A 22,988-nucleotide genomic window follows, 5' to 3' on the forward strand; every position below is an offset into this window, starting at 1 on the left:
GTTCCAGTCACCTTGCATCTGGCCTGGATGCATTCCTGGCATATTCCCGCCCCCATGCATCGGCATGCCGCCATATCCTGGCTGCTGTATCAGCCAGCTTCCGTGCTGCGGCTGCTGCCAGGCTCCTTGATGGGGCTGCTGATAAGATGGAAAGCCTTGCATCTGCTGACCTTGATGCATTTGTTGAATCGGCTGCATTGGAAGTGCTCCCGTATAAGCCTGCTGTTGCGGCATATTAGGATAGGAGCCTCCCCCTTGACCTGGCATAGAGATTTGCGGCATCTGCGGCATAATAGGATATGGAGTAGCAGACATGTCATCTTCTTGGATGGCCGGTGTATTATGGAACGTTTGAGCAGGTGTTTGTTGTCCTGTGTTTGCAGGCGGCGTGCTTCCTCCAGCTTCAGAGCGCAGAACCGCTTCCTTTGCTACTGCTTTTGTTGTTGACGGTATCTTCAGCTTCATCCCTGGCACCGCAAGCTCCGGCTCACGGATATGCCCGTTCAATTCCCGCAATTCGTCAAAACTGACACCATATTTTCTCGCGATACTCCACATCGTATCACCTTTTTGTACAATATGAATCTTCAAAACTGAAACTCCCCTTTCATGAACTCACGCACTACTCCACCATCTTATGCAGCAGATTCAAAAAGGTTGAAATAGAAAAAGCCGGCACGCTATAAATTCGCGCCGGCTTTTTTCTCATATTGATGAATCGGGTAGCTCCCAAGTACCGTGAGACTGCAGCCTAAAGCTGTTAGCTCCTGTTGTACACCTTGGAAGAGGATATCCTCCGCTTCACACGTAACATCCATAATGAAGAAATAATTCCCTAGTCCGGTTTTCATCGGTCTGGATTCGATTTTCGACATATTGATATTGCGCCAAGCAAAAGCTGCCAACACTTGATGCAGCGCACCTGCGTAATCACGAGGAAGAGTTACATATAAAGACGTTTTTCTGTCAGTACTTGAAACGATCGTTTCAGGTACTTTCGCTGCAGGGTCTGCCAAAATGAAGAAGCGCGTATGATTATTTGCATAGTCATGGATATCTTCTTGCAGGATCGTCAGACCGAACTCTTTTGCAGCCAGTTCATTGCCGATTGCCGCTGCAGGCTCTTCCATATCAGCAACCATCTCAGCCGCTGTACCAGTGGAGGAAGTTGCATGGGTAACTGCTCGTGGGAGCTTTGTATGCAAAAACTGATGACATTGTGCAATTGCATGACTATGCGAGTACACCGCTTTAATCTCACTTAACTCCAGCTCATTCTTCGTCAGTAAATGCTGACGTATCGGAATGACAATCTCGCCGACAATCGGCAGTTTCGCTTGATGGATCAGATAATCCATCGTAATAGGCACTGTACCTTCAATCGTATTTTCGACTGGAACGACACAATAGTCCATTTCCCCATTTGTGACAGCATCCATGCATTGCGGGATTGTCGCATAGCTATATGCTTCTTCACCAGGGAATAACGCATCTACAGCCATTTTCGTGAATGTTCCCTTTGGTCCTAGATAACTGATCTTCATCTTCCTCTGCTCCCTTGCCTAAGCTTCCGAACTCAAAATCTCTACTTTATCTACATATGCTAATGCTCTCAGTTCATCCAGCAACGACTGGATATCTGTATGCATGCCAGCTGTATTCAATGATATGGTGACGTTGGCTCTTCCTTGCAAGGGTATCGTCTGATGAATTGTCAGGATGTTACCCCCTGATCTTGCTACGATGGCCAATAGCTCGGACAGCGTACCAGTCCTATCCTCTAAGTGGAAGAAAAGAGTGATCATCCGCTGCTTCACCATGGCGCGGAACGGGAATACAGCATCCCGATACTTGTAAAACACACTGCGGGAAAGGTCAACCTGCTGCACTGCATCGAAAACAGAAGCAACCTTTTTGCGCTCCAGCAGTTCCTTTGCCTGCAATGTTTTTTTCATCGATTCCGGCAGTACATCACTGCGCACGAGATAAAATTGTTCTTCCTTCTCTGCCATGCTATTTCCCACCTTGGCTCACACAGAATCAATCGATAAATTCGAACTCTAATTCCAATAGACGGATAATATCGCCGTCTTTGGCTCCGCGCTTGCGCAATGCCTCATCTACGCCCATAGCGCGCATTTGTCTGGAGAAGCGTCTGGCAGCTTCATCTCGGTTGAAATCTGTCATCTTAAACAGCTTCTCGATCGGTTCTCCATACAATACATACGCTCCATCCGGATCACGAGTGATTTCAAATTGTTTCTCTGATTCTTCAAAACGATACACAACACGCTCTGTTTGTTCCTCAACCGGTTTTTCGTTTTTCGGAATCTGATCGAGCTTGTCCGCAATAGCGTACAATACATCCTGAAGACCATCACGAGTAATGGCAGAAATCGGAAATACATCAATATCTGCTGGTATTTTCTCTTTGAAAACGACCAAGTTCTCTTCTGCTTCTGGAATATCCATTTTGTTGGCAATGATAATTTGCGGACGGGTTGTTAGATCCTCATTATATTTCAAGAGTTCTTCATTAATCGTCACATAGTCATCGTACGGATCACGGCCTTCAGTAGAAGCCATGTCAATCACATGGACAATGACACGAGTTCGCTCTACATGACGCAGGAACTGGTGTCCCAGTCCAATCCCTTCATGCGCTCCTTCGATCAATCCTGGTAAGTCAGCTAATACGAAGCTGCGCTGATCTTGCGTTTCTACAACACCCAAATTAGGAGCAAGCGTTGTAAAATGGTAATCCGCAATTTTCGGTTTTGCCGCACTTACGACAGATATGAATGTGGATTTACCTACACTTGGGAAGCCGACTAAGCCGACATCAGCAATCAACTTAAGCTCAATCTGAAGATTACGCTCTACACCTGGTTCACCATTTTCAGCAAAGTCAGGAGCAGGATTACGCGGTGTTGCAAACCGTGAATTTCCACGACCGCCGCGGCCACCTTTCGCTATAACTGCTTCTTGTTCATGTTTCGTCAAATCCGCAATTACTTCACCTGTGTCTTCGTCACGAACGATCGTGCCTGGTGGTACCGGCAAGATAAGCGGCTCTGAATTTTTTCCATGCTGCCCTTTACTCATACCATTTTCACCGCGTTTTGCTTTGAAATGGCGCTGATAACGGAAATCCATTAATGTGTTTAAACCTTCGTCAACCTTAAAAATGACATCTCCGCCATTTCCGCCGTCCCCACCTGCTGGACCTCCAAGTGGAATATACTTTTCTCTGCGGTAAGCAACTATACCATTACCGCCATCGCCTGCTTTTACAAATACTTTGACCTGATCTACAAACATGGTTTCACCTCATATATTGCACGCCAGTACGATAGTACAGCGTGATTTCTTCTCTGGCAATGATTCAATTTTCACTTCTCGGACATAATCTTTCTGACCGATCAGCTGTAAATTATCCCAGCCCGTAAACGTTCCGACAAACGACATTTCTATGACTGGCTCTTCCTCCCGCGTCTTTATATGGAGCAAGCCTTCATACAATTCCATCTCCTGCGCACTTTCAGTTAATGCATCCACTACTGCTTCTAAGTTTTCTCGAATTCTCTTGTCATATTCCCAAATCTTCGGTATAGACTCTTCCACTTGGAATTTAATTCGAAATTGAGAGTAGGTCCAGTTGAAAGAAAGAATCCACACAAAAGTCTCTGGAATGTTCAGATTGGACAGCTTTCGCTCTTCATCTGCCAAGTGAATGGCTTCCTCGATTTTTTCCTGTACCTTTTCATCCTTACCTAATTTGGAATAGCTATGTAGGAGTTGGAGCCGATTCATCCATTCATGGCGTGTAAATCCTAACAGCGTTATCACTTCATGATATTCCAACTGTATTCCTCCTTCACGAAAAAGCAGTTGAGAGGGCAACTCCTTCTTCATACTCAACAATATGTGGTGCAAATAGATGTGGATTAGAAAAAAGACTCTAACCCGAAGGCTAGAGTCTCTCTACAAACATTAAGCTTCTTGAGCTACCGGATATACGCTGACCTTTTTACGGTTACGGCCATAGCGTTCGAATTTAACAACACCGTCGATCTTAGAGAACAATGTGTCGTCTCCTCCTTTTCCAACGTTTGTTCCTGGGTAGATTTTCGTACCGCGTTGACGGTAAAGAATGGATCCGCCAGTTACAAACTGACCATCAGCGCGTTTTGCGCCTAGGCGTTTGGATTCAGAGTCACGTCCGTTTTTGGAGCTACCAACACCCTTTTTGGATGCGAAAAACTGCAAATCTAAACGTAGCATAGTGGTGCACCTCCTTATTGTTCGATGATTCTTATATGCTTCCCATAGTCCTGTTCAATCGTTTGGAGCGAGACGAGCATACCTTCAAGCAGAAGAGAAGCTTTATCAAGCTGCTCCTCGGACAAATGATCGGGAAGTACTACTCGTAGATACCCACCGTCGCCGCCCTGCTCTACCTCTGGCTCAAACTCCCCGAGAACGAAAAGGCTGTTCACTGCTCCGAAGCTGACTGCCGAAACAGCTGCACACACAAGATCATAGCCATAAGGGCCGCTCTCCGCATGTCCACTAAGCTCAAAGCTGTGAATATCCTCTTCAACACGGTTTATTGTAACAGTTATCATGGTTCGCCTTACGCGTTGATTTTGCCGATTGTCAATTTAGTGTAAGGTTGACGATGGCCTTGTTTGCGTTTGTAGTTTTTCTTCGCTTTAAACTTGATCACGTTGATCTTTTTAGCGCGGCCTTGCTTCTCAACAGTTGCAGTAACCGTCGCACCTTCAACGAATGGAGCACCGATTTTAACATCGTCGCCACCAACTACCAATACTTTGTCAAAAGTAACTTCTGCACCGTTCTCTCCGTCCAATTTCTCAACGTAGATAGTTTGTCCTTCTGTTACTTTAACTTGTTTTCCACCAGTTTCAATAATTGCGTACATAACGCACCTCCTCTTAAACTCAGACTCGCCATCACAGGCGCACTAGGCTTGTAACCTGATCTGCGCGGTTGTAGCACGGGTGCTAACCTCGTGTAACATACTGATGTTATCATACATCAAAAAAGATTGTCAAGACTATCTAACCCATCTCTTCTTACAGTTTCCGTATCTGTCTCCCTCAGCTTGATCTCATTTGTATCCTGGAATTTTACAAATACGGCTGCATTGGCAGAATTGCAGCCTGTCAGCTTAAGAAAATGCTTGATGTGTTCCATTTTACCAGAGAGTATATATGTTTTTTCTGGTGACAGACTGATGATTTCTCGCTCCAGCTGAAAGCATCTCGTCTCAAAGGAAAGATTCTTGTGAATCGGCGCTTGCAGCTGCTCCATCAAAGACGGTCGTTCCCGTTTCCGCGACATTTCCAAAAGTCCAAGCTTCGTGAATCCATAGACTTCTGTCCGCTGCGTATCCTGCTGAAGTGCTTGGCGGAAAGTTTGCAGAACAGCGCGCTGCTGATCCGACCGTTTCATGGACACAAAATCAATCAGTATGATTCCGGACAAATTGCGAAATCGAATTTCCCGGGCAATTGCCTTTGCAGCCAGCTGATTGACCATAACAGCTGTCTGGTTCTTATCGGAATGCCCTGTGTAGCCGCCACTGTTCACATCAATCACCGTCAACGCTTCTGTTTGATCGATATGCAAGGTGATCCCTCTGTCAATGTTCGTAACCGGCGCAACTAGCTGCTCCCAAATCGCAGACAGCGGCTGAGGCAGAAGTGTTTCTGCCCCTCGTTCCCACCTGACCTTCTCGCCAAGCTCTGGAAACTGCTGGCGAATCTGTCCCGCTTCAAATCCATCATCCACCACGATTTCATCTAAATGTCCTGCAGGCAAGCGTCGGAGCAGCTGATCCGGGATAAGGGCATCCTGGTAGATAACCGCAGGTGGGGCAGCATTCTTTACTGATAAAGTGTGCCACTTTCCTCGAAGCCGCTCCAATTCTTCTAATAGTACTTCTTCTGGTAATTTATCCGCTTCCGTACGTACAATGACTCCCTCTCCTGGGGTTAGCAGGTCCGTCATCTGCTCTTTCCATTTCGCTGCTCTTTCTTCCGGCAATTTCCTAGAGACAGCTACATAGTTCCCATTCGGCAAATAAACGAGAGCATTACCTGGAATAGTGATAATAGCGGAAAGCTTCGCCCCTTTTGTACCATAAGCGTCTTTTTGGACTTGAACGAAGAGTGTCTGCCCTTCCTGGATCGCCTGCTCGATACGGAGAGATTGATCTTGTTTGCACGCCGGAACTTCTTCACGCTGCAAAAATCCTTGCCGCTCGTCTCCAAAATCGACGAAGGCCGCCTGCAAACCATGATCCACATGTCGAACGATACCTTTAAAGATGCTTCCCACTTTCGAATCCATTCCAGGGCGGTCCAAGAACACTTCCTGCACTTGCCCACGCTTCACTGTTAGAGCTACTTTTTCTGTTCCTCTGAAAAACATATATAATGATAGCATTGCTTTCCTCACTGTCTGTTTTGTTGCAGAATATCCGCTACTGTACAATGTGCCTGTTTCTGCTTAAAGTACATATCACTGCATTGCTGTTCGTCCAATAATGCATTTTTCCCCTTCACTACAATTATATGCCGCCTGTTTCTCCTGTATTGGGACAGTACGTCCAGAAGAGCCGTTTCCGATGTAGCGAAAATCGGAGTGCTGATTCCAGCATTCGTTCCGTATGTAGCACGTTGCAGCAGGAACCGCAGAAACACATAATAGCGTCGTTTCCATTCTAGCCGATTTTCCCACAATAGAAAACAGAGAAGGCTGACTGTACTTAATGTAAAAGGCATGGCTATACACACATACAGAAGAACAGCTGCCCCGATTATCCAGCTGACAATGATAAGAATTGTATGAGCCTTCCGGTAAGGCAGCTGCAAGGAAAGTAATAATCCAATTAGTTTTCCGCCATCAAGCGGCCAGATAGGCAGCAGGTTAAAAAGAAGAATGGTCATATTATACATATAAGCTGTCTCCAGCACTGCTTCCGGTGTGGACGTGGCAGAAAGGCCGTATAGAGCCACAAATATAATAAGGTGGACGGCTGGTCCTGACAAGATGACGATCGCTTCTTCCAGAGCTCGTCGATTTCCCTGTTCATCGGTTTCCATTACGCCACCGAAAACCCATAGCATGATACGGCGGATACGCCAGCGAAAATGGCGCGCCGCCAAATAATGCCCCATTTCATGCAGCAGTACAATGATGAATAAGATAAGTACTTCCATGAGCATCCCGGTCAATACAGCAAGCAGCAGAAACCCCCAGAATACCGGATGTAAGTGAATAGGCGGGAGCCAATTAAGGCGCGTCAACTGGCGCCTCCTGGATTGGGTTCAAATACTTGCTCCCCTGCTGCAAGGCGAAATAGACAGACTGGGCATTTTCTGCATTCGGTACAAATTCACCAATCTTTTCATTGGCTCCGATCCGCTGGTATTGGTTTACCTCAATAGCATGCAGGTGACCATAAATGCTCTTGCTCTTATCTGCGTGCTGCAGAATGATAGTCTTCCCCGTTTCCTGATCATTGCCTGCGAAAATGACAATTCCTTCGTCTACCGCTACCACATCTGATTGCTGCGCTGATTCAATCAAAATACCTTCTTTTGATTCCTCAAATGGCTGTACTACTGTTCCATTTACCGGCATCGCCTGAGCTTCTGCTGTATCCGCACTATCTCCACCAGGGCTCAGTGCCACCGGATCGCCGAATCGCTCCTGGTACCAGCTATTCACGGTAGCAAAGGGAAACTCCTCCGTCAATGCTGTCAGTACAGTTCCCTTCGTCTTTTCGATAATTGGATGGTCAGCTTGCAAATAGATGGCTGTACCAAAAAACAGACTGGCAGATACTATCAGCCGGAACATGAACCGTGAAGCAAACTTCGAATTTTCCTGCGAACTAGGCGGTTCATATTTTGGATGCGGCGGAAACCCATGAGATTCTTCTTCATCTACATTAAAAGGCCTAACCGTATTGGCCATACCTTTCTGAATTTGTTCCCCTTTCAGACGTTTCCGTTCAGCAATCCCTTTCCGTACCGAATGCAGATTCTTGCCCATAATAAGAACCCCTCTCTCCTTCTTTGTACAAGTCTATGAAGAAAGAGGACGAGTTATTAAAACAAGCGAAAAAAGCCTCCCAGTAAAGGAGGCGGTAATTCACTTCGGTCTAGCAGCTAAAAGGAACCGATGCTGTCGCACGTCTAAGAACCCCTTTTTCTCTATAAAAAGATGCAATTCATATAAAGCTTCCCGGTAAGTATCTGCTGTGAACTGCGGCACTTGCCAAGGAATTGCCTTCAAATAATAGATAACCGCTCCAATGTCATAGAAACGCATGGACGGAAATGCTTCTGTCGACTCTAACACGTTAAACTGACCTTCCAGTTCCTCAGCCGCTGTCTGGAGATTCCAATTCTGGTACATTGGATTGAGCGACGCACCCAACAGCTGATTGAGTTCAACACAATCTGTTCCTCCTACTTGCTGAGTGAGGAAGACAGCATTTTGTTTCAACACTCGTCTTACTTCGGTTACATCGTAAGATTCATGTTTGTTTAGAATAACTTCAAATGACTCATCCATGAATGGTAATTGATCGTCTTCCTTGATTTGGACGACTTCTACTCCTAATGGAGCAAGTCTCTCCCTGGCAATTGGCACATTCGGCAAGTAGCTTTCTGTCGCCAAAGTGTAATCTGGTAGTGGCAGCAGCTTAGACAAAAATTCCCCGCCGCCCGTTCCCATATCAAGCATACTTTTTGCTCCGAAAAGATATTTCCGCGCTTTACTGCCATATGACCAGGGCAAAAGTTCAGATTGTACCTGCCAGTATCCTCTATAAAAGAAAAGTCCCATCCTGTAAAGGCTTTGTTGCTGTCTTCTAATAACTGATCGAATAGATTCATCGTTTTTCCTCCTTTTACTTGTTAGTTAGAGTTCAAGTAAAGCGGGAGGAGAGCGTATGTTGTACTCGTCCCGTTGTTATGGATGATGCTCCTTGTTCATAACCATTCTCCTTTTTTCCTTATTATAACAAAAAAAGATCAGCTATTTGCTGATCTTCATTGATAGTGCATTTTTGGTACCGGCAGCTGCCATTTCTGATGGAAGGAAAAAATACGCAGGGAAATGATGGCTGCAAACAAAACATAAAGCAAGATAGGATGATCAGAAGCTCCAAGCCCAATGACAAGTCCCGCCAAAGCTGCCCAAGTTCCGTATATCTCAGCCTTGAACACATACGGTTTCCTGCCAGCCAGCACATCCCGAAGTATGCCTCCTCCGCTTCCCGTAAGGAATGCAGCAACCATTATTGCAAGCATGCTATGATCCAGACTGGCGGCATGCAGCGCTCCTTGTATGGCGAATGCAGCCAAACCGATTGCATCCGCATACAAACCAGCCTTTTTCCATGAATAAGTCATCAGCTTTGGAAAAATCAAGATGATAGTAATGGAAATAAGTGATATATAGAATAAAGTCGTTTGAGACCATAAATAAGAGACCGGCAATCCGATTAATAAATTACGAATCGCCCCTCCTCCAAATGCAGTCACAAAACCTAATATATAAACGCCGAACACATCATACTTCTCGTCCATGGCGACGAGGGCACCACTGATCGCGAATGCCGCAGTACCAATAATACTGAAAATATCCCATGTCATGTTGTACATTCCCCTTGTTTATAATGGACATAAAAAACTCGCAACTCTTTCCAGAGCTACGAGTTTACCATAAGTTCATTTACTTTTGGAAAAAAGTTTTTTCAAACGGCTGAACATACCTTTATCACTCTCAAAGCTCATAAGCGGTACTGATTCACCAAGAATACGTCGTGCGATATTACGATAGGCAATACTCGCTTTCGTATTCGGATGAAAAGCAACTGGCTCCCCGTGATTGGAAGCTTTGATGACTTCGTCGTCGTCTGCAACAATACCGAGCAAATCGATCGACAGCACTTGGACAATTTCATCGACTTCCAGCATGTCGCCTTCTTGCACCATATGGTTACGGATACGGTTGACGATTAGTTTTGGAGGTTCGATATCCTCCTGCTCCAGCAAGCCGATAATGCGGTCCGCATCACGTACACTCGGTTTTTCCGGTGTGGTGACGACAATCGCTTTATCCGCTCCTGCTACAGCATTTTTATAGCCCTGCTCGATACCGGCCGGACAATCAATGATGATGTAATCGAATTCCGGCTTCAGCTCGGCTACGATTTTCTCCATCCCATCGGGTGTCAAGTCCGTTTTATCGCTTGTTTGGGCAGCTGGCAGTAAGTAAAGATGATCGAAACGCTTGTCTTTGATCAACGCCTGCTTCAGCGCGCATCTGCCGACAATTACATCGATAATGTCATAGATGATTCTATTTTCAAGACCCATCACAACATCCAGGTTCCGTAGACCGATATCCGTATCAATCAAACATACTTTTTTCTCCATCAGTGCAAGCGCTGTTCCCAGATTGGCAGAAGTTGTAGTCTTTCCTACTCCTCCCTTACCGGATGTAATAACGATTGCTTCACCCATTTAACATTCTCCTCTCGAAACTGCTGATGCCCGGACGTTTGCGAATCACTGCCTGCAAACGGTCAATGATAATCTTTTCCTGTTCATCATCGATATGTCCGCATTCCATATAAACACCATCTGTCTCATGATCGGGAGCGCGGCTGATATAATCCGCTATTCGAAGCTGCGTCGGATTCATATATGAAGCAGCGATGACAGCATCAGCGTTGCCATCCTTGCCGGCATGCGCTATCCCAAGCAGATTCCCCATGACGAAAATATTTCCGGTAGCTGTCACACAGCCCCCGGGATTCACATCACCAAGCAGCAGTAAGTCACCCTTTACTTCCAGTACCTGACCAGAACGGACGACGCGGCTGACAGCCTTCACTTCTGCTTCTTCCTTCCACTCATTTGCCGCTTGTTTCGTAATGACATCAGAATGGATGGATTCAATTCGTAATCGCTGTTTACTCGTAATCATCTTACAGAGGATATCCTCCTGCTCCTTGTACAAATACCTGTTGCCTAATTGAATATGTACACCTACTAGGTGATCAGCCGAATCAATACGATTAGCATCAAGCTTCTCTTCCAATTCCTTCAGCAAATCCTCGAAAGAGCAGGCATCATCCATATGCAAGGATAACCCTTCACGGGTACCTTTGATCGTGATGATTTGTTTGTTTCCAATCAAGATGGTCACCTCCGTTCGTCGTCTGATTTTCTTCTCTATAAGCTAGTCGTTCTTCTAAGCTGCGAATCGGACCATTTCTGCAGAGGCTTGTTGAAAATCAGATACAAGATTACAAGCATGATAAGGTTGGCGCCAAGCGTCGGCAAGAGACGGTGCACTAGATATGTACCGAATCCAATAGGCGTGATGCCAATTAAATGATAGATAAAATAGCCGATCATATCGGCAAAAACAATCGACAGCATCCCCAGTAATGCAGCTACAAGAATATTACCATGCAGCACTCTGCGCAGTTCCAGGATCAAATAGATACTGAATCCATATGTGAACATATAGACGCCAAGCATATCTGTATAGACGATATCTTTCAGCAGCCCGAAGATAAGTGCGTATAACAGACTGTAATACGAATTATCCAAATCATAAAGCATAGCAATCAGCACAAGGAACAAAAGGCTCCAATGCGGAATCAGCCAAGTGTCACCGCCAACGAACTGCTCTGGCAGCATGGCGGTGGCAACTCCTTCAAAACAAACGATCAAAAGTATGATCAGGGGCAAGTATAGCTTTTTCATCACAGACCCTCATCTCCGTTACTCGAAGAAGCGTCTTCAGAAGCAGCATCTATAACTAAAACCTTATCGATGTCATAGAGGTCTGCAGTAGGTTTAACGTGAACCGTTTGAGATAAACCATACTCATCCAGTTCGACCGAGTCCACTTCTCCGATAGAGAGAGCTTCTGGGAATACTCCACCAAGACCAGAAGATGTAACTAATGATCCTTTTTTAACTTCTAAATCTGGTTTTACTCCTGTAAATAGCAGCATGCCATCCTTCTCATCATAGCCTTCAATCAAACCGAATATGGGATCCTGAGCGTCTCCGTCTTCATTTTCTCCTCCGTCAATCTTAGCAGATATGCGGTTGGTTTCATTAAACCCACTTAATAATTGGACAGATGCCGTGCTGCGGCTTACGTCTTCTACTTTTCCAACTAAACCGCTCGCTGTCATGACTGCCATGTTCGTGTCAATGCCGTCGTCGGATCCTTTATCAATTGTCAGCTGATCGAACCATCCCTCCGGACTGCGGACAATTACATCAGCCGGAATCGGGTTGTAATCCATCGAAGTGTACTGATTAAACTTGTCGATTGTCTGCTGCAATTCATCGTTCTGGTGTTCCAGTTCCTGATTGCGGGACATTAAGCCTTTGTAATCGTCCACTTTCGATTTAAGCACCTGATTTTCTTCATAAGTGTTCTTAAGATCTTTAATATTTGTCATTACCGTAGAGGTGAATTGTGCAGGTTTGGAGAAAATATTCTGCACGAACCCTACGGTATCACTAATTATTTGTTCTGGTAATGTTTGGCTGCTCCGATCCCTGGTTGAAAAGCCGATTAATCCGACTAAGATGATGATTGCAATCAGGAATAAGAACATCCTTTTTTTCTTAAAGAAATTCATAACTCACCCAACTTAATTTTTAATAGCTTTGGAAAACACATGTGGATGTGAACGGAAATGCTCGATGAACTCCAGTGATTTACCTGTACCGATAGCTACACTGTCAAGCGGGTTTTCCGCAACAAAAACTGGCATTTTTGTTTCTTCGCTGATAACACTATCCAAGTTACGAAGCAATGCGCCGCCACCTGAAAGAACAATACCGCGGTCCATAATATCAGCAGCCAATTCAGGCGGTGTTTTTTCTAATGTAAGTTTCACAGCATCTACAATCGCGCTGACTGTATCTGCTAAAGCACCAGAAATTTCCTTTGCGCTCACACTGATTGTCTTTGGAAGACCAGTCAACAGATCACGTCCGCGAATTTCTGTTTCTTCATCTGGCTCTGGTACTCCAGCATGACCAAGATCCATCTTCAATTGTTCCGCTGAGCGTTCACCGATCATAAGGTTGTAAGTTTTGCGGATATAGTGGATGATAGCTTCATCCATATCATCTCCGGCTGTGCGGATAGACTGACTTGTTACGATACCACCTAAGCTGATAATAGCAACTTCTGTTGTACCACCGCCGATATCAACGATCATACTTCCAGTTGGTTCCCATACAGGAAGTCCTGCACCGATTGCAGCAGCGAATGGCTCAGCAATTGGGAAAGCATCCTTTGCACCTGCTTGTTTTGTTGCATCGATAACCGCACGTTCCTCAACCATTGTGATACCAGAGGGTACACATACCATTACGTTCGGCTTTTTCGCGAAGGAAGAACGATTACGCTGTGCTTGCTTGATGTAATACTTCATCATTGTAGCTGTTGTATCGTAATCCGCGATGACACCATCTTTCATCGGACGGATAACACGGATATTTCCTGGTGTTCTGCCAATCATATTACGAGCGTCGCCGCCAACTGCCTCTACCTGGCCTGTTTCTACATTTGTCGCCACGACAGAAGGCTCACGGACGACTACGCCTTTTCCTTTTACAAAAACTAATGTATTCGCTGTGCCCAAGTCGATGCCCAGGTCTTGTGAAAAACTGAATTTCGCCACAATTAATTCTCCTTTTCCGAGTCCGTTCGTGTTTCAGCAAAGCTGCTATTCAGCAGTGCATACTTTTCATATATTGTCTCATTATGTTGTACTTTATCATATCAGATATCAAATCCAATAGACATAGTTGTAAGGTAATAAAGCATACCATCAGAAGAAGCGCCAGCTAGTAAGGTGTACCATGCTAGGCGCTTCTCTACAAAGCTAGTTCCAATTATACGAGAAAACCAAAAAAATAGATAGTAATTACAGGTATCCTTTTTCCTTCAATGAAATAAACTTTCGATCACCGATGACAAGATGATCCAAAAGCTCGATTCCAATCATCTTGCCGCACTCCAGCAAACGCTTTGTAACATGAATATCTTCCTGCGAGGGTGATGGATCACCGGAGGGATGATTATGTGCACATATGATGCTAGCAGCGGAACGACGGACAGCTTCGCGGAAGATCTCGCGGGGATGAACAATGGAGGCATTTAGGCTGCCTATGAAGATCGTCTGACGATGGATGATGTGATTCTTCGTATTGAGAAATAAGACGACAAAATGCTCCTGGCTAAGATTACGCATTTCTTCCATTACATAATCTGCCCCATCCTTTGGGCTACGGATTGTATAACGTTCTGCCGGCTTGTATCGATACAGCCTTTGCCCCAGCTCAATTGCAGCCAAAATAAGCACTCCTTTAGCCGTCCCGATTCCTTTAATAGCAGTCAGCTCCTCAATGGTCGCATCACGCAGGAGCTGCAAACCTTCGAAATGCATCAAAAGCCGCTGTGCAAGTAATGTAACAGACTCATCCCTTGTACCGCTTCCTAACAGGATAGCGAACAATTCCGCATTGGACAAATGAGCAGGACCTAGCTCCAGCAACCTCTCCCGCGGACGATCTTCTTTCGGCACCGATTTTATCGCCATTTCAGTATGCAACAAAAAACCGCCTTCCTTCTGACTCGGATTCCTGTGTGGCAGACAGGTTACGAGAAGCTTATCGGAAGACGGCGCTCTATTCAAATTGATAAATAGAAATTTTATTAAGTCTCTCTGTAGGATAATGAAGAAATTAGATCAAAGAAATCAAATTCATTGACTGTCGGCTGCTAGAGTAGCAGCTTCCTCCCATACCGGCAGCAGCATACTAGCTGTGAACGTTCCTTGCTCCATAGCATTTACTGCTTCATCAGATGCCGTTTTAACGCTCTCTGCTCCCGCTGGGATTTTTTCCTGCCAAGCTTTCCAAAGAGCCGGATCCTGATTATCCCCTGCAGCAAGCAAAACAGCCAGCTCGTCCAGCCAAGCACTGCTAGCAGCTTCCACTCCTGGATCCCATTGCTTTACATAGCTTTCATAGCCCTGCGCTTGAAGCTGGGATCCTAGTGTATCAGCTTCTTCTTGTGATCCTGCCATGCCTGTCAGCAGGAAGAATTGACCGTTCTTTTCCCATAAGACAGCCGGAATACCAGCATCTGCATACTTTTGTACAACATCCTGTCCGATATCTTCCTGATTATAGACTCCACCCTGCACAACATAAGCTGTCAAATCACTAAAAGCTCCAGCGTTAGCAGCGGCTTCCTTTGTCGCTACCGGAGCTGCCACGCCACTTGTCTCAGATTCAATACCCGCTGTATAACGAAGCAGCAAGAATCCTAGCACAACACCTATAATCGCAGCACCAAGTGCAGCTGCAGCCAGTTTCTTCGCAAAAGGAGACAAAGATGCCGAATTTTTATCTGTTTTCTTCTTATTCAGCTGTTCCAACACCGGAACATCCTTTTCGACCGTCGCTGCCGCTTCTTCGTCATAAAGTGTGTAGCTTCCCTCACCGATCATCTCTTCTTTTGGCTGCTGCTGTTGCTTCTTCTGCTTTTTACCGCCAATCTTGACGGAAAAACCCTTTTTCTCTTCCATCCTGGCACCTCTTTTATGATTGATTGGCTCAACTCTAGCACAGCTAGAAATAGAAGTAAGAGAAATGCTGTCGAGACAAAAAAAGATTGTTCGACAGGATGAACCTATCAAACACTCTTTTCTACCAATTAAGAAGCAGGATTATAAAATACACGCAAAGATATCGTTGCAATATAGCTATTTTCCGAAGCATTTGTCACGTCAATTTGTTCTATTTTATCCCTCAATTTATATATAGATTAATTGACTATACCAGCTTATAATTGTATCACCATGAAAAAATGTGAATAGTGCTCCGGCTAAAATATATGGACCAAACGGAATTACTTGGTTTCTTTCTAAAACCTTTATATAAAGAAGGAAAAGACTAATTACAGCACCCAATACAGACGCAAGGATAAAAGTTAGCAAAATCCCTTCCCAGCCAAGTATACCTCCAAGCAGTACAAATAATTTCAAATCTCCTCCACCCATTCCACCACGGCTCAGTAAAATGACAAGGAAAAGAAGGATAAACGCAATAACAGATCCGATTATGGAGTCCCACCACGGATCCAATGGAGTAATAATTCGAAGAAAAATGAAAAGAGGGAGGAAAAACAGAAGGATTTTATTTGGAATGAGTAAAAATCGCATATCCGTCACAAATAAAATTGCACCGATTGAAACCAATAGAAGAGCTAATGCGAGATCCCATCCTATTCCGAACCAATAAAAGCTATAACCGAAAAGCAAACCGGTAGCAAGCTCATTTAAAGGATAGATAAGCGAAATATGCTGTTTACAGTTTCGACATTTACCATGTAATATTACATAGGAAATAATTGGAATCAGATCATACGATTTAATTTGCTGCTTACAGTCCGGACAAATTGAACGTTCTGTCTTGAACATATTCTCCTCAAGTATCCTCATGCCGACAACATTGTAGAATGACCCGAACAAAGCTCCTAGAACAACGAAATAAATCAAGAAAAAAATCGACACAGACCCACTCCTTTACAGAAATTCACCCGATAAATACTTTCTAATTATTATCGCCGTACCTCCTTTAGTAATTTTACTAGGCTGTTCGCCTATCACTTCCAATAAATTGTACCAAATCTTATTTAAGGATTTTTATATTAAACCCAGTTTTTACATTAACTACACAACTTAAGTTGAACCAATCCTAGAAACAGTGAGCATAAAGCCATAGATCACTAGAAATTTACATCAAAAATAAAAGACCTATCCCCCAGCGATAGGTCTTTCCTATATCTTTCTTATTCCACTACAAACTCAAAGTCAGCAGTGAACTTAACGTCTTTCCCGATCAATACGCCACCTGTTTCAAGTGCTGCGTTGTAAGTCAGGCCGTAAGCTTCACGGTTGATTTTGCCTTCTACTTCGAAGCCGGCGATTGTGCTGCCGTCCATTGGGTTTTTGGAAGTGCCGTTGTATTCTACTTTGAATGTTTCTTCGTTAGTTACGTCTTTAATTGTGAAGTCTCCAGTGATTTCGAATTCATCATCGGATAATTTCTTCACGGATTTGCTTTTGAATGTCATGGCAGGATGGTTCGCTGCGTCGAAGAAGTCTCCGGATTGCAGGTGGCCGTCACGGTCTGCATTACCTGTGTTGATTGTAGCTGCTTGAATTGTTGCTGTGATGGAAGCACTATTCAAATCATTCAAGTCTCCGTTGAATTGTACGTCGAAGTCTTCGAATTTCCCCTTTGCTTTGGAAACCATCATATGTTTTACCGTAAATGAAATACTGCTGTGTGCTTTATCTAATTTCAAAACTGCCATGTTTGTTCCTCCTCAGTGGTATTTCTTTATTAAGTTACTTTACGTAAGTAACTATATATTAATCACTTCGTTACGTCAAGCATTACTTTATAAAAAAACATTCCTTTTACATAGGAATGTTTTCAGTTCTTTGATTCAGTTCGTGGTATATGCTTACTCGATTCCGGCCTTTCTGTTTGGCACCGACGTACATCGCACGGTCGGCATGCCGGACCAATTCCAATTCATCTTCACTGTTCTCCGGATATGATGCGACCCCGACACTGACTGTCATTTTTAATAAGACGTTCTGATCGAAATCTAATGTATTTTTCGTTTGGAAAGGTTGTGCAGTAATGCTGCGCCATAATGTATCAGCTACTTTGGCAGCTCGAGCAGAACCGCAATTTGGTAGGATAACTGCGAATTCTTCTCCGCCGTAACGGGCCAGAACCGCATCCTTATCCTCTATCTCCTGGCTCAATCTTGCAGCCACTTCTCGCAGCACATCGTTACCCGCTTCATGTCCATACGTGTCATTCACTTGCTTGAAATGATCCAGATCCATCATGATTAATGACACAGGATTTTCAAGTGCACCCTCCTGAAATAGTCCCTTAAGTGCCTCATCAAAGTAACGATAATTATATAAACCAGTTAATGCACATCGCTCACTTATCTGTTTTTTCTGTTCGTAATGCTGGGCGTTTAGCAGACTTACGGCCATGAAGTTCGCTAGTAATTCGATCAACATGAATTGATATTTCTCATATACATTCCGCTGTTCAGATAAAAGGACGAGGATACCAACGATTTGATTATTGCGTTCAATCGGGAGGCACATAAGACTTTCACTATGGGATTCCGTCAAATTCCAATTACTTTTCCATTGTTTTTGTTTACCATAGCGGACACCGGCCCCTTTCTTCCAAACGGAACCCGCCACACCTTCTCCTTTTTTCTTTTGGTCACCTTGTTTATAAATAGAACGCTCTTTTGGGTCATAGAGACGAATCAATTTCAGCTCCTCGCCATCTGTTACATCGTACAGATAAGCCTGATCAGCTGGTACTAGCGATACAATTCTTTCCATAAATAAATCCAGTGTTTCTGTCACATTCAATTTGGCAGTTAATTCATGCCCCACCTCACTTACGATGCGGAGATGTTCATTCATACTGCGGCTTCTATAATAGAGTCGCAATATAAAGGATGTACTTACAATTGAAAAACCAATAAAGACGACGGCGACTGCACCAATCTTGTGATAAAGCAGATGCAGCAGCAGTGCAGCTGGCAGTATATATATGGTTGTCATGAATTCCCAGAAAAAACTGCGTTCAAAAATCTTATCTCTCTTACCATAAATATACCTTCTGGACAACGTAATCAGGATATGATTCATTATAAACAGCGTCATAGAGTAAACTAGGATTCCAATAATATGCATCGGTGTTTCCAATGCTTGAGAAGCGTTTCCTGGAAGATCAAATAAACTGTATACTCCTGCTGCAGAGACACTCATCAGGAAAAACATCAAATAATTCAGTGGTATGCGAAACAGATCTTGTTTCGTCATACGCACTTGCAGCAGCACGATTGTGACACTGATTGTCGTTATGATCAATTCCACAAACAAACCAAAATTCAAATAAATGACAAGCGTAATACCGTTTAGGAAAAAGACAGGAATTTGGTTCACCATGATTGGAAATAGCGCGACAATGATGGCCAGCGCGGTAAATGAACTTAGATCAAGCCATTTTAGATTGTCCAAATTTGTCTGTTGATAGATTAGAATCATAGAAACCGGCCAAATGATAGCCCAAGCCGCCCAGATCCATTGTTTCTTGCTACTGTTCACCATCTATCTTCTTCCTTCCTATCAGCCCACGCACATAAAGATTCAGATAATTTAAATTACCACATTTTTCTATTTTGAACAATATAATTTCTGACTTGGTAGATAAAATGCAGGGAACCTGTTACGAAATAGACAGTATCTGTTTTGTAATCTTTATAGAGCTGCTTAACCCATTCCTGCCAATCTCCTGTAACTTCTACTGCCGTATATGCTTCTGACAATGACTCTATATCGGCTGCACGCGGATGATCGAAAGTTGTCAAAGTAATATCAGTAGTAATCTCTTGAAGCTGCCGAATCATCTGTGCAAACGGCTTGTCCTGAAAAGCACCGAATAAAACTTCTATTTTCTCTTCAGGATAATTTTCTTTGACCGTTCCAATGAAAGCAGCTATTCCTTCTGCGTTATGAGCGCCATCCAGAATAATTGCGGGTGTGTTTTCCACAAGTTCAAATCGGCCCGGAAGCTGAGCCACTCTTATCGCTTCTTTCACTTTATCCATGTCTAATGAGAATCCCATCTCCTGCAGCAAATGACATGCCTGTGCGGCAAGTGCCGCATTCACTCGTTGATGGGCTCCTTTCATTTGCGGATTTATCTGGAGTCGGTCAGCATCCTTTACCTCTATCCAAGTTATCGGCACTGCCGCAGCTTTTGCCTGATTTTCTATGACTGCTCTTGCTCCGTCCTGTGTCACTGCACTAAGCGCTGGGGCTCCAGCTTTGATAATCCCAGCCTTTTCCTCGGCAATCTTTTCAATCGTATCCCCGAGGAAACGTTGATGGTCGAGCCCAACATTGGTAATAATGCTGAGTAAAGGCTCATGCAGGACATTCGTCGCGTCACCGCGTCCGCCCATACCTGCTTCTATCACGCTAATGTCCGCTTGCTTTGCAAGATAGGAAAAAGCGATACACACATGAATTTCGAATTCACTCGGATGATTGTCCTGTTGATCCATCTCTTCTATAGGAGAAAGAAGTGCATTACATTCCGCGACGAATGATTCCTCGCTTATCCAATGGCCATCTACTTGAATGCTCTCCAGAAATCCGCCTGGAGTCGGGGAAATAAAACTGCCTGCTTTATATCCGTTATATGTTAATGCTTTGGCAAGATATGTCGACGTCGATCCTTTGCCATTCGTTCCAGCTATATGTATACTTTTCATTCGACTTTCGGGATTGCCACATGCTTGCAGCAGCTGCTGCACCCGATGCAGTCCCGGCTTGATGCCAAGATGTCTGCGGCTGGTTAAAAAAGCTTCCGCTTGTGCTAGGTTTGCAAACATAAAGCATCTCCTTCCATGTATAATTGACTATTATATCAAACTAGTTTGTGCTGCCACTATAGAAATAATTTCTTCATTTGTTGGGCAGTCACCTAAAGAAAGGAATTACAGTTATGGCTACACCAAAACTTGGCTGGGTCATTTATAATGGCCATCTTGGCGGTAAGAAATTTCTTGATTTCGCTGAATGGATACAGCGTGCTGCCACAGCCCATGACATTACTATGAAAATCATAAAAAATAACGCGTTGCTTGGTATGGTCGGAACAGACAATAGTCTGCTAAAGGAAGAACAGCAACTGCCGGACTTTGTCGTTTTCAGCGACAAGGATATTCCGCTTGCCCAGCAGCTCGAAGCAATGAGAATTCCCCTTTATAATTCCAGCAAATCGATCGCAGTATGCGACAATAAGATCCTTATGTACCAAGCATTAGCTGCATCAGGCATAAGAATTCCAAAGACGATCATCGCACCGAAGATATTCCCTGGTACAACGCTGATTCAACTGGATTCTTTTGAGCCTGCCATTACAGAACTTGGATTTCCGATGATCGTCAAGGAAGCTTTTGGTTCATTCGGAGAACAAGTATATCTGGTTCATAATAAAGAGGCATTACACCAGAAGATTAGCGAGATAGGAACGAATCCATTCGTCCTGCAGGAATATATCCAAACAAGTCATGGCAGAGATATACGAATCAATATCGTCGGCGGCAAGATTGTAGCTTCTATGATCCGTACCTCTGACACAGATTTTAGAGCAAATGTGTCACGCGGAGGCAGCATGCAGCAGTATACGCCAACCGAAAAAGAGTCCAAGCTAGCCATTGCAGCTGCTGATGCTGTCGGAACTGATTTTGCAGGAGTGGATTTGCTATTCGGTCCCGGAGGCGAACCGCTTGTATGTGAAGTGAATTCCAATGCGCATATTCGCTCAATCTACGACTGTACAGGGGTGGACGTAACTGAATCAATCATCTCCTATATTAAAGAGGTGCTTTCATGAGAGGCTGGCTGATCTATGATCGAATGGACGCAGAACGCAATTCCGCTTTTATCGATTGGTTCCTTGAGGAAAGTGTCTCTCTTAACATAGACTTACAGTTAGTCTATACAGACAACCTGCATGTCACACTCCGAAATGGACAAGTATCTGTACATACTAAACAAAAACAGGAGACCCCGGACTTTAGTATCGTGCGGACAATTGATCCTCTTTTGACCGCACAGTTAGAGCAAGCGGGTATCACCTGCTTTAATAATGCCGAGATTGCTGCTCTTGCTAACGACAAAATCAAAACACATCTGGAAATAGCAAAACTGAATATCCCAATGGTTGATATGCATTTTCAGACAAGTGCACCTCTACCTCAGCCGCCGCTAGCTTTTCCTTTTGTATGGAAAACAGCCAGTGGCCGCGGTGGAAAAGAAGTACATCTAGTCGAAAATGATGCCCAATATCGGCTTTTACAGCAGCAATATGCAGATCAGTCTGTTCTCATGCAGCAGTTAGCTACGACACCTGGTAAGGATGTGCGTGTTTTTGTAATTGGCAAAGACATAATTGCTGCTGTTCTTCGCAGCAGTGACCAGGATTTCAGAGCAAACTATTCACTGGGTGGAAGTGCATCTCTTTACACATTGAATACAGCTGAGCAAAAGCTTATCCAACGTATCATTGATCATTACGACTTTGGCTTTGTTGGCATCGACTTTCTATTCGATGAGAACGGCAACTTTCTTTTCAATGAAATGGAGGATGTTGTCGGAAGCAGAACACTTAGTAAGGTAAGCGATGTAAATATCGTCCGGCTTTATTTGGAGTTTATAAAGAAACGTATGGAGGATACCGGATGTACGCGATAGTTGGCTATTTTGATGAAATAACAGAAAGTAAGCTAGTGACGTTGTGGGAAGAACTGTGGGAAAGAGCTATCACAGATTACCCTTTTCGGCGTATGGGGCACCGCCCACATCTCACCTTCTCATCCTTTCCTGAACTTAATCCAGACTTATTGCAAAAGCTTGAGCGATTAGTGAATTTTTCAGAAGCCCTTCCCTTACGATTCCTTTTATTTGGTAGTTTTATAAAAAGCAATTCGTTTTTGCTGCTTCCAGATCCGAGCAGCATGTTAACAGAATTCCAACGGGAAATCTATGCCCTGCAAGCTGCATCTTCTATTTATACGCTGGAAAATTGGATTCCGCATATGACAATTGCCAACCATCTAAATCCAGGTCAACAGTCAGCTGTTCAGCATCTAGCCCAGCAAAGATTGGATCCTTTTTCAGGTACCTTGTCTAAAATCGCACTTATACAAATTACTGAACATGCTGTGATAGAATTACAGGTATATTCATTATAGGCGGC

At 44.1% G+C, this 22,988-nt stretch carries 26 protein-coding genes, 1 pseudogene and 1 other annotated feature; of the genes and pseudogenes, 3 read left to right on the forward strand and 24 right to left on the reverse strand.

Features of this window, described 5'->3' with window-relative positions; genetic code table 11:
- From safA to CHH58_RS06075, 24 genes and pseudogenes are all read right to left on the reverse strand, one after another.
- The coding region (safA, locus tag CHH58_RS18165; protein WP_141235087.1) for a LysM peptidoglycan-binding domain-containing protein at positions 1-591 on the reverse strand (591 nt) is incomplete at its 3' end.
- An 89-nt stretch (positions 592-680) separates the two neighbouring features.
- Entirely contained in the window at positions 681-1,544 is an 864-nt protein-coding gene (gene pheA / locus CHH58_RS05965; protein ID WP_095226823.1) for a prephenate dehydratase, read from the reverse strand.
- An 18-nt stretch (positions 1,545-1,562) separates the two neighbouring features.
- Positions 1,563-2,012 carry an ACT domain-containing protein gene (locus CHH58_RS05970; protein WP_038561641.1) on the reverse strand — a complete coding sequence of 150 codons (450 nt, stop codon included), beginning with the start codon at positions 2,010-2,012 and terminating at the stop codon, positions 1,563-1,565.
- A gap of 28 nt (positions 2,013-2,040) precedes the next feature.
- Entirely contained in the window at positions 2,041-3,321 is a 1,281-nt protein-coding gene (gene obgE / locus CHH58_RS05975; RefSeq protein ID WP_095226822.1) for a GTPase ObgE, read from the reverse strand.
- 9 nt (positions 3,322-3,330) lie between these two features.
- Entirely contained in the window at positions 3,331-3,864 is a 534-nt protein-coding gene (locus CHH58_RS05980) for a Spo0B domain-containing protein (protein WP_170937539.1), read from the reverse strand.
- 129 nt (positions 3,865-3,993) lie between these two features.
- Positions 3,994-4,284 carry a 50S ribosomal protein L27 gene (rpmA, locus tag CHH58_RS05985; protein ID WP_038561650.1) on the reverse strand — a complete coding sequence of 97 codons (291 nt, stop codon included), beginning with the start codon at positions 4,282-4,284 and terminating at the stop codon, positions 3,994-3,996.
- 14 nt (positions 4,285-4,298) lie between these two features.
- Positions 4,299-4,628 (reverse strand): ribosomal-processing cysteine protease Prp, encoded by a 330-nt coding sequence (locus CHH58_RS05990; RefSeq protein ID WP_095226820.1) that lies wholly within the window; start codon positions 4,626-4,628, stop codon positions 4,299-4,301.
- A gap of 8 nt (positions 4,629-4,636) precedes the next feature.
- The gene (rplU, locus tag CHH58_RS05995; RefSeq protein ID WP_038561656.1) at positions 4,637-4,945 is read right to left on the reverse strand and encodes a 50S ribosomal protein L21; all 309 of its coding nucleotides are present in this window, start codon (positions 4,943-4,945) and stop codon (positions 4,637-4,639) included.
- A gap of 11 nt (positions 4,946-4,956) precedes the next feature.
- Positions 4,957-5,025 (reverse strand) — a sequence feature (ribosomal protein L21 leader region).
- A 36-nt stretch (positions 5,026-5,061) separates the two neighbouring features.
- Positions 5,062-6,474 carry a ribonuclease E/G gene (locus tag CHH58_RS06000; protein WP_095262179.1) on the reverse strand — a complete coding sequence of 471 codons (1,413 nt, stop codon included), beginning with the start codon at positions 6,472-6,474 and terminating at the stop codon, positions 5,062-5,064.
- 8 nt (positions 6,475-6,482) lie between these two features.
- Positions 6,483-7,337: a M50 family metallopeptidase gene (locus tag CHH58_RS06005; RefSeq protein ID WP_095232891.1), complete on the reverse strand. Its 855-nt coding sequence runs from the start codon at positions 7,335-7,337 to the stop codon at positions 6,483-6,485.
- The gene (locus CHH58_RS06010) at positions 7,324-8,088 is read right to left on the reverse strand and encodes a M23 family metallopeptidase (RefSeq protein ID WP_095262180.1); all 765 of its coding nucleotides are present in this window, start codon (positions 8,086-8,088) and stop codon (positions 7,324-7,326) included. Before CHH58_RS06010 ends, CHH58_RS06005 begins: the two co-directional genes overlap by 14 nt.
- 99 nt (positions 8,089-8,187) lie before the next feature.
- Positions 8,188-8,936: pseudogene (locus tag CHH58_RS06015) on the reverse strand (class I SAM-dependent methyltransferase).
- A gap of 156 nt (positions 8,937-9,092) precedes the next feature.
- The gene (locus CHH58_RS06020; RefSeq protein ID WP_095262181.1) at positions 9,093-9,698 is read right to left on the reverse strand and encodes a trimeric intracellular cation channel family protein; all 606 of its coding nucleotides are present in this window, start codon (positions 9,696-9,698) and stop codon (positions 9,093-9,095) included.
- 75 nt (positions 9,699-9,773) lie between these two features.
- Positions 9,774-10,571 carry a septum site-determining protein MinD gene (gene minD / locus CHH58_RS06025; protein ID WP_095260737.1) on the reverse strand — a complete coding sequence of 266 codons (798 nt, stop codon included), beginning with the start codon at positions 10,569-10,571 and terminating at the stop codon, positions 9,774-9,776.
- Positions 10,564-11,250 (reverse strand): septum site-determining protein MinC, encoded by a 687-nt coding sequence (gene minC / locus CHH58_RS06030; protein WP_095226814.1) that lies wholly within the window; start codon positions 11,248-11,250, stop codon positions 10,564-10,566. The genes minD and minC overlap by 8 nt, the downstream gene beginning before the upstream one ends.
- Before the next feature lie 35 nt (positions 11,251-11,285).
- Entirely contained in the window at positions 11,286-11,825 is a 540-nt protein-coding gene (mreD, locus tag CHH58_RS06035) for a rod shape-determining protein MreD (RefSeq protein WP_095226813.1), read from the reverse strand.
- Complete coding sequence (gene mreC / locus CHH58_RS06040) at positions 11,825-12,721, reverse strand: rod shape-determining protein MreC (protein WP_095226812.1); 897 nt, start codon at positions 12,719-12,721, stop codon at positions 11,825-11,827. The genes mreD and mreC overlap by 1 nt, the downstream gene beginning before the upstream one ends.
- 12 nt (positions 12,722-12,733) lie before the next feature.
- Entirely contained in the window at positions 12,734-13,774 is a 1,041-nt protein-coding gene (locus CHH58_RS06045) for a rod shape-determining protein (RefSeq protein WP_095226811.1), read from the reverse strand.
- A gap of 246 nt (positions 13,775-14,020) precedes the next feature.
- On the reverse strand, positions 14,021-14,695 hold the full coding sequence (radC, locus tag CHH58_RS06050) for a RadC family protein (RefSeq protein WP_038565854.1): 675 nt from the start codon (positions 14,693-14,695) through the stop codon (positions 14,021-14,023).
- 165 nt (positions 14,696-14,860) lie between these two features.
- A complete protein-coding gene (locus CHH58_RS06055; RefSeq protein ID WP_095232894.1) occupies positions 14,861-15,688 on the reverse strand; it encodes an SPOR domain-containing protein in 828 nt (275 codons plus the stop codon).
- A gap of 228 nt (positions 15,689-15,916) precedes the next feature.
- Positions 15,917-16,675 carry a prepilin peptidase gene (locus tag CHH58_RS06060; RefSeq protein WP_095260739.1) on the reverse strand — a complete coding sequence of 253 codons (759 nt, stop codon included), beginning with the start codon at positions 16,673-16,675 and terminating at the stop codon, positions 15,917-15,919.
- 278 nt (positions 16,676-16,953) lie between these two features.
- The gene (locus CHH58_RS06065; RefSeq protein ID WP_095226739.1) at positions 16,954-17,481 is read right to left on the reverse strand and encodes a YceI family protein; all 528 of its coding nucleotides are present in this window, start codon (positions 17,479-17,481) and stop codon (positions 16,954-16,956) included.
- 106 nt (positions 17,482-17,587) lie between these two features.
- Positions 17,588-19,327, reverse strand: coding sequence for a sensor domain-containing diguanylate cyclase (locus tag CHH58_RS06070; RefSeq protein ID WP_095262182.1), 1,740 nt, complete (start codon positions 19,325-19,327; stop codon positions 17,588-17,590).
- 53 nt (positions 19,328-19,380) lie between these two features.
- On the reverse strand, positions 19,381-20,616 hold the full coding sequence (locus CHH58_RS06075; RefSeq protein ID WP_095262183.1) for a bifunctional folylpolyglutamate synthase/dihydrofolate synthase: 1,236 nt from the start codon (positions 20,614-20,616) through the stop codon (positions 19,381-19,383).
- Positions 20,617-20,729: 113 nt separating this feature from the next.
- On the opposite strand from CHH58_RS06075, the gene CHH58_RS06080 reads away from it, so the two are divergent.
- The 3 genes from CHH58_RS06080 to CHH58_RS06090 are packed head-to-tail and all read left to right on the forward strand — an operon-like array spanning position 20,730 to position 22,983.
- A complete protein-coding gene (locus CHH58_RS06080; protein ID WP_095262184.1) occupies positions 20,730-21,623 on the forward strand; it encodes an ATP-grasp domain-containing protein in 894 nt (297 codons plus the stop codon).
- Positions 21,620-22,483, forward strand: coding sequence for an ATP-grasp domain-containing protein (locus tag CHH58_RS06085; RefSeq protein ID WP_095262185.1), 864 nt, complete (start codon positions 21,620-21,622; stop codon positions 22,481-22,483). The genes CHH58_RS06080 and CHH58_RS06085 overlap by 4 nt, the downstream gene beginning before the upstream one ends.
- Complete coding sequence (locus CHH58_RS06090) at positions 22,471-22,983, forward strand: 2'-5' RNA ligase family protein (RefSeq protein ID WP_095262186.1); 513 nt, start codon at positions 22,471-22,473, stop codon at positions 22,981-22,983. Before CHH58_RS06085 ends, CHH58_RS06090 begins: the two co-directional genes overlap by 13 nt.
- The last annotated feature ends 5 nt before the right edge of the window (positions 22,984-22,988 follow it).

The organism is Terribacillus saccharophilus (genome assembly GCF_002272745.1).
In the GTDB taxonomy this organism is placed as follows: domain Bacteria; phylum Bacillota; class Bacilli; order Bacillales; family Amphibacillaceae; genus Terribacillus; species Terribacillus saccharophilus_B.